The organism is Nonomuraea longispora, assembly GCF_004348345.1.
Taxonomy (GTDB): Bacteria; Actinomycetota; Actinomycetes; order Streptosporangiales; family Streptosporangiaceae; genus Nonomuraea; species Nonomuraea longispora.
The window spans coordinates 1-7,586 of record NZ_SMJZ01000299.1 but is presented as its reverse complement, the minus strand read 5'-3'; the positions used below and the strand labels follow the sequence as shown (position 1 = coordinate 7,586).

Annotated in this window: 6 protein-coding genes; 2 read left to right on the top strand and 4 right to left on the bottom strand. The window is 69.8% G+C overall.

Annotated features, from left to right (window positions below; translation table 11 throughout):
* Both E1267_RS41260 and E1267_RS41255 read left to right on the top strand, forming a co-directional pair.
* On the top strand, window positions 1-2,072 hold a 2,072-nt coding region (locus E1267_RS41260; RefSeq protein ID WP_132341371.1), incomplete at its 5' end, for a DEAD/DEAH box helicase.
* Between the two features lie 2 nt (window positions 2,073-2,074).
* Complete coding sequence (locus tag E1267_RS41255) at window positions 2,075-2,842, top strand: SWIM zinc finger family protein (RefSeq protein WP_132341369.1); 768 nt, start codon at window positions 2,075-2,077, stop codon at window positions 2,840-2,842.
* A 61-nt stretch (window positions 2,843-2,903) separates the two neighbouring features.
* Here the strand turns inward: E1267_RS41255 and E1267_RS41250 are convergent, their stop codons facing one another.
* From E1267_RS41250 to E1267_RS41235, 4 genes are all read right to left on the bottom strand, one after another.
* On the bottom strand, window positions 2,904-3,842 hold the full coding sequence (locus E1267_RS41250; protein ID WP_132341367.1) for a diacylglycerol/lipid kinase family protein: 939 nt from the start codon (window positions 3,840-3,842) through the stop codon (window positions 2,904-2,906).
* Window positions 3,843-3,970: 128 nt separating this feature from the next.
* Window positions 3,971-6,625, bottom strand: a complete 2,655-nt coding sequence (locus tag E1267_RS41245) for an immune inhibitor A domain-containing protein (protein WP_246064654.1) — start codon at window positions 6,623-6,625, stop codon at window positions 3,971-3,973.
* 210 nt (window positions 6,626-6,835) lie between these two features.
* Complete coding sequence (gene frdD / locus E1267_RS41240; protein WP_132341363.1) at window positions 6,836-7,177, bottom strand: fumarate reductase subunit FrdD; 342 nt, start codon at window positions 7,175-7,177, stop codon at window positions 6,836-6,838.
* A partial coding sequence (locus E1267_RS41235; protein ID WP_220449922.1) for a succinate dehydrogenase/fumarate reductase transmembrane subunit occupies window positions 7,174-7,586 on the bottom strand: 413 nt, incomplete at its 5' end. The genes frdD and E1267_RS41235, both read right to left, overlap by 4 nt.

The window sequence follows — 7,586 nt, the reverse complement described above, 5'->3', positions numbered from 1 at the left end:
ACCCCAGCCTGTACGTCCCCGCCGCCACCGTCTGGAGCGAGGGCACGCTGACAGGCCTCCCCGGGAGACCGGAACGGGAGCTGCTGGCCGGGCTGGGGCGGGCGGTCAGGCTCTATCCCGAGCTGGACCGCGCCTTGCGCGTACCCCGGCCGAGCGAGCTCACCTTGGACACGGCGGGCGCGTTCGGGTTCCTCGGGCAGGCGGCACCGCTGTTGCAGGCTGCCGGGTTCGGGGTGCAGCTGCCGCGCTGGGCGGGCCGTACGAGGCTGGGGCTGAAGCTCACCACGAGGACCAAGGCGCAGACCGCGGCCGCCGCGCAGGGGTTCGGGATGCGCGAGCTGGTCGACTTCCGCATCGACCTGGCGGTGGGCGACGAGACGATCAGTGAGGCGGAGCTGGAAGAGCTGGCCAGGCTCAAGGTGCCGCTGGTCCGGGTGCGCGGCCAGTGGGTGGAGCTGGACGACCGGCAGCTCAAGGCGGCGCTCAAGGCCGTCGAGGGCGCCCGTACGGGTGAGGCGAGCGCCGCCGACCTGCTGCGCCACGTCGTGCGGGCCGACGACGACGAGCTGCCGCTGCTGGAGGTCGACGCCGACGGCGTGCTGGGCGACCTGTTGTCCGGGCAGGCCGAGCGGCGGCTGACGCCGCTGGCCACGCCGGCGGGCCTGGACGCCACCCTGAGGCCCTACCAGGAGCGGGGCCTGGCGTGGCTGAGTTTCCTGTCGGAGCTGGGCCTGGGCGGTGTGCTGGCCGACGACATGGGGCTGGGCAAGACGATCACCACGCTGGCGCTGCTCGTGCACGAGCGGGCGGAGACGCCGACGTTGCTGGTGTGCCCGATGTCGCTGGTCGGCAACTGGCAGCGGGAGGCGGCCAGGTTCGCGCCGGGCCTGCGCGTGTACGTGCACCACGGCAGCGGCCGCGACGCCGCGGAGATCGAGGACGCCGATCTGGTGATCACCACGTACGGCACCGCCCAGCGCGACCTTGAGACGCTGCGGCGGCGCGAGTGGCGCAGGGTGGTGTGCGACGAGGCGCAGGCGATCAAGAACAGCGGGACGTTGCAGGCCAGGGCGGTGCGGTCGATCCCCACGTGCACCCGGCTGGCGCTGACGGGCACTCCGGTCGAGAACCATCTCGCGGAGCTCTGGTCGATCATGGAGTTCGCCAACCCGGGCCTGCTGGGACCGCGCACCCGGTTCAGGACCAGGTTTCAGGAGCCGATCGAGGCGCGGCAGGACGAGCAGGCCGCCAGGGCGCTGCGGCGGGCGACGGGCCCGTTCATCCTCCGCCGTCTCAAAACCGATAAATCCATCATCTCGGATCTGCCGGAGAAGCTGGAGATCAAGGAGTGGTGCCCGCTCACCACGGAGCAGGCCACGCTCTACCAGGCGGTCGTCGACGACATGCTGGCCAGGATCGACGACAGCGAGGGCATCGAGCGGCGCGGCCTGGTGCTCTCGGCCATGGCCAGGCTCAAGCAGGTCTGCAACCATCCGGCCCACCTGCTGAAGGACGGCTCCCGCCTGTCGGGCAGGTCGGGCAAGCTGGCCCGGCTGGAGCAGCTGTCCGAGGAGATCCTGGCGGAGGGTGAGAAGGCCCTGCTCTTCACGCAGTACGCCGAGTTCGGCACCATGCTCCAGCCGTACCTCGCCCAGCGCCTCGACGCGACCGTCCTGTGGCTGCACGGCGGGCTGCCGAAGAAGACCCGCGACCGCCTGGTCGACCGGTTCCAGAACGACGACGAGCCGATGTTGTTCGTGTTGTCGCTCAAGGCGGCCGGCGTAGGGCTCAATCTCACCGCCGCCGGCCACGTCGTCCACGTCGACCGCTGGTGGAACCCGGCCGTCGAGGACCAGGCCACCGACCGCGCGTTCCGCATCGGGCAGCGCAGGAACGTACAGGTGCGCAAGCTCATCTGCGCGGGCACCCTCGAAGAACGGGTCGACGAGATGATCGAACGCAAGAAGGCCCTGGCCGAGCGGGTCGTCGGGGCGGGCGAGGACTGGCTCACCGACCTGTCCACCGGCGAACTGCGCGAGGTGTTCAGGCTGACCGCGGAGGGGGTGAGCTGACCATGGTCTGGTACGACGGCGCCCAGCCGATCAAGGTCGAGGGCGGCATCAAGGCCCGCACCCGGCGGGGCAGCATCGGCTCGACGTGGTGGTCACGGCGGTTCATCGACATCCTGGAGCGCGTCTGCGACAAGGGCCGGCTCTCGCGCGGCCGCGCCTACGCCCGCCAGGGGCAGGTCCTGTCGATCGACCTGGCGGCCGGGGAGGCGCGGGGCGCCGTGCAGGGCTCGCGGCGCGACCCGTACGAGGTCGTGATCAGGATCGAGGCGTACGGCGAGCCGCGCTGGGCCGCCATCGGGGAGGCGATCGCGGCGCAGGCCGTGCACCGGGCCAAGCTGCTGGCCGGGGAGATGCCGGCGGAGATCGAGGAGGTGTTCGCCGCGCTCGGGATCGACCTGTTCCCGCGTGACCTCGACATGGAGTGCTCGTGCCCCGACTGGGGTTTCCCGTGCAAGCACCTGTCGGCGGTGCTCTATCTGCTGGCCGAGTCGTTCGACGACGACCCGTTCCTCGTGCTGGCCTGGCGCGGGCGGACCCGCGAGCAGCTGCTCGGCTCGCTGGCGGAGGACGCGCCCGCGGACGCGCCGCGCGTGGACGACGTGCCGTTCGCCGACCGGCTGGCCGACTTCTACGCGCCCGGCGCGACGGCCCACCGCCCCGAGCGGCGCCCGTCCGCCGCCGCCTCCGACCTCCTTTTGCGCGTCTTCCCGCCGCCCGCCGGCCTGGCGGGCGCGCTGGAGCCTGCCTACCGGCGCCTGGGCGACGCCTGAGCGTGCCCGCGGCCGGGTGGTGGGGCGGCCTCTCAAGAGGGCAGAAGGCCCAGGGGGCGGCTCAGTTGTCCTCGAACGAGGACGGCACCATGACCCGCACCCCGTTGGGGACCACCCGCAGCCTGATGGGCGTGCGCAGCCGCACCTCGCCGTCGACGTCGGCGGCCATCGGCGGGTCGGTCTCCAGGAGCATCTCGCGGCCCGTCACGAACGGGCCCCCCGCGAGGCTGCGCCATCGCCCGGTGGTCGCTCTCAGGAGGGTCTCGCCCAGCAGGCGCAGCTTCTTGCCCGACCCGAGCTGGTAGGCCACCAGCATGCCGTTGTCGATGCTGATGTCCTTGGCGACCTGCCAGCCGCCGTGGAAGCGGCCGTTGGCGATGTTGAGCTGGTGGGTGAGCAGCTCGTGCCGCTGCCCCTCGACGGTGATGAAGGCACGGAACGGCGTGTGGCCCGGCAGGATCGTCAGCGCCGTCAGCGGATAGGCGGGACGCCCGACGATGCGCTTGAGCCACGGCTTGACCCTGCCCGCCACCTCGACCGACACCCCGAAGCTGGCCAGGTTGGCGAACGGCCGGTCGTCGGCCAGGCCGAGGTCGATGTCGGCCACCTTGCCGGTGTCGAACACCTTGATCGCCCCGGCGAGGTCGAGAGGGAGGCCGAGGCTGCGGGCGAAGTTGTTGGTGGTGCCCAGCGGCAGCACGCCGAGCGCCACGTCGCTGTGGGCCACGTGCCGCACCGCCGAGGAGAGCGTGCCGTCGCCGCCGCCCACGATGAGCAGGTCGGGCTCGGTGGCAAGGGCGGTGTCGAGCAGCTCGCGCAGCCGCTTGGGGTTGTAGACCGACAGCTCGGCCAGCGGCTCGAACCCGAGGTTGTGGATCTGCTCGATCACCTCGAAATAGTGCCGCCGGCCGCGGCGCGAGCGAGTGTTCACCACGACCGCCACCCGGCGATCTCTCCGGATCGCCTCGGTGTGCTCGTCCTTGGTGCGCAGTTCGGTCATGGTCATCAATCGTAGGTGCAGAAACCGCTACCTTCGGCCGCCGCGAACGCGGGCGGCCGAAGGCGCGTGAGCCGTACTACGGCCTCTTGGGCGAGGCCGGCCGCGCGGAAGGCGGCCGGCCCCTCGGGTCACTTCTTCGGCGGGACCACCCGGACGATGGCTCCCAGGTTGCCGGGCAGCGGGGTGAGCAGCTGGAACTGCACGCCCAGCGCCTTGCCCTCGTCACCGGGGTTGCCGGTGCCGAGCTCCGAGCCCGCGGCCACCTGGCCGTACAGCTCGGTGGCGGGGCTGCCGTCCTGGTGCACCACGCGCGTGCTGTACGTCTGGTCGTCCTTCGACGGCACGACCGCGGAGGCGTCGAAGTCGCGGTAGTACAGCCCGTCGTCGATCTGCTCGATGCCGGGGTACCAGGTCTTGGCGTCGGTGAAGGTCTTGACGCCCTTCTGCGCCTTGAACTCCGTGCAGTACTCGCTGAACGGCTCGTCGGCCGCCTCCAGGCACTCCTTGAACGGGTACGTCTTGACGAACCCGAACGCGGCGTTCGAGGTCTGGGCGCGTCCCGGGAGGTTCTTGTTGAGCGCCGGGTCCTTCTCGGCCGCCGTTCCCGTACGGCGCAGCGGCTCGTAGTGGGAGTCCACGACCAGCAGGCTGCCCTTCGGGCCGAGGCTCGGCGGGCCCGTGATGTCGGCGGTCACGTGGTTGTTGACGTAGGTCGAGTCGCGGTACCAGACCAGCAGCCCGGGCGCGTTGTACTTGATCTTCTGCACCTTCCACGCCCCGTCGCGGGAGTAGTCGGTGTCGTAGGTGTACTGCAGGCCCTTGTCGAACCCGTCGAAGTTGCGCCACTCGGCCAGGTAGAAGCGGGAGACCTCGCGCTCGCCGTTGTTGCGGGTCCAGCCCTGGCCGCTGGTGTTGGTGAACGTGCCGCCCGTGGCGTGCCAGCCGTTGTCGCCGCCCTCGACGTCGTCGCTCCACACGGACGTGCCGCCGTTGGTGAGCTCGAAGTCGTCGGCGTGCCAGCCGCGCGGCATGAACGCCGCGTCGGTGTTGTACGTCAGCCGCAGCTTGATCGTCTGCCCGGCGAACGGCGTCAGGTTGACGTAGTCGTGCCGCCAGCCGTCGGTGTTGCCGGTGATGCCGTACTTCTTGTTGCCGAACGTCGCGAGGTTCTGGTTCGGGTCCGGGTAGTCGTCGGGCGTGGTGATCTCGTTGCCGGCCTCGTCGAAGACCTTCTGCTGGGCCCAGGTCCCGCCGCCGTCGGTGGAGACCTCGACGAAGCCGAAGTCCCAGTCGGACTCGATCTCGTAGTTGTTCCACATCCAGAAGCGCACGTCGTCGCCTTCGGGCACGGGCACGTCGCGGGTGAGGCCGATGTCGCCCCACTCCTGGTCGAGGCCGGTCCACCAGGCGTTCGATCCGCTGTGCGGCTCGATCATCCTCAGCGGCGAAGAGGTGAGGTTGACCCGGATGCCGTCCTCGGTCAGCTTGGGCGTGCGCGAGGTCTGGCCGACGGTGACGAGTTTGGAGCGGTCACCGGGGTCGAACGTCTTCGGGTTCGCCCAGCCGAGCACCCACTTGTCCCACAGCCCCATGTGGGTGGGCATCGACTGGAAGATCGGGCCGGAGTGGGAGCCGCTGGACATCAGGTCCCAGAAGTCCACGGCCGAGCTGCCCGCTCCCGAGGTGTCGTACAGGTCGGGCAGGCCGAGGTCGTGGCCGTACTCGTGGGCGAAGACGCCGACGCCGGAGTCCTCGGGCTGCACGATGTAGTTGGAGATCTGCTTGTCGGTGCCGGGGACGGTGTGGCCGCCGGCGACCGCGCTGGAGTGGGCCCAGATGGCGTAGGTGCCCTCGGCGCCGCCGTCGGACGACTTGTCCTTGCCGGCGTGCACGAGCACCAGGTGGTCGATGACGCCGTCGGGCTCCTGGTGGTTGCCGTCGCCGTCGGCGTCTGCGACGTCCTCCACGTCGTAGTCGGCCCACGGGAAGTCCGGCCGGGCCTGGGCGAGGGCGTTGACCGAGTCGATCGGGAGCTGCTGGGCGCCGAGCTGGTTGTCGGGGTGCCCGGACATGTCCTGGGGTGCGCCGCCGCAGGCCGCGGCGCCGTACCAGGCTTCGGAGTGGGGGACCTTGACCCAGCCGACCGCTTCGCCGGTGACGGAGTAGGCGCCCTTCGACATCTCCTCGTACATCTTCTTCATCGTGAAGCCGGAGATGTCGATGCCGGGCTTGCCGTCGCGGGGGTCCTTCAGGTCGGGACGCACCCGCTCCGTGATGCCCTTGTCCGTGTAGAGCATCTTGTTGAAGTGCTGGGTGCTGAAGTCCTTGACCCAGAAGGAGTTGTTGTCCTTGTGCGGCAGCGTCGCCGGGTCGGGGATGTTGTTGTGCAGGGGGCCGTTCAGGAGCGTTCCCGCCGGCTCGACGACGCAGTCGTCGGGTTCGCTGCCGACGGTGCGCAGCCGGTTGAATCCGGAGAAGTCGTCGTTGGCCTGCTCGTTGAACTCGACGAGGATCGTCAGGAGCTTGGCCGTACGAGTCTGCTTGGTCTTCTTGAAGATCCATTCAGCGGGGTTGAGGCCGGTTCTGATGGCCTCCTTCTCGCGTGCGGCGAGAATGCGGCCGGCCGCCGGGTTTCCGCTGCTGAACTTCCTGTCGAACTTCTGCGCCGGGGTGAGCGAGCGCGCCTTCGGATCGTTGAGCTTGGGCTCCTTCGGGTCCTCAGCGACCCTCGGCGGAGCGTAGTTGATGTAGAAGTCCGAGGCTGCGGGCTCGTAAACCGCCACCGACGACGCTTGCGCGGAAGGAACGGTCAGAGCGGCGCCGAGAAGGGCGACCGCGGGAAGCGTTGCTAACAGGCGCTTTGTACGTGGCACCAGGAACCCTTTCTGCCCGGGGTCGCCGGGCGCATGGCCAGAGGGTGTGCAATGCCGGACGTTAGAGGGTGACTAAACGGGTCGTAAAGGGAATTGTTGAAACGTGATCAAACTACGACATCAGACCATCATCCACAGGGCCACACCGACGCCCGCCAGCGCCGCCCCGTAGCAGATCACCGCCAGCGCCCGATCGAACTTCGCGATGCCGAACAGCTCTTCACTGGTGAAACGGATACGGTGCGCCGCGTGGAAAAGGCACAGCGTCACGACGACGATCAGCGCGAGCCGTACGACCAGGTTGTCCAGCAGCGCGCGCAGATGCTCCACGGCCGGCCAGTCGACCACGCCGAGCGGCATGAGGACCCCGAACAGCAGCACCAGCACGGGCAGCACGAGCGCCGCCACCACTCCCCCGCCGCTGAACAGCAGCCACAGGTACGGCTCGGGCGTGCGTTTCATGGCGACCTCAGGATGAAATAGGCGATCAGCACGGAGATCAGCACCCAGGCCGAATGGTTGCCGCCCTGGATCATCCACGCGGGCACCCGCCAGCCGTCCAGCCGGACGACCGTGGCCTTGGGCGCGAGGTTGAGGAACGTGATCGTGTGGAAGGCGGTCGCGGCCAGCGCGACCACGTTGACGGCGACCATCCAGGGCCGGGAGGCCAGCGCCGCGAAGTCCCGCAGCGAACCGCCGAGCACCGCGTCGACGAGCAGCAGCAGGTAGACGACCGTCCACGCCACGAAGACGCTGGTCAGCTCGCGCAGCACGAAGAGGGTGTAACGGCGGGTGTGGGTGAACCACAGCCGGTCGGGCGGCGGCCGGTAGGCGGCCGACGTCGTGCGTACGGCGGCGCTCGGGGTCGCCT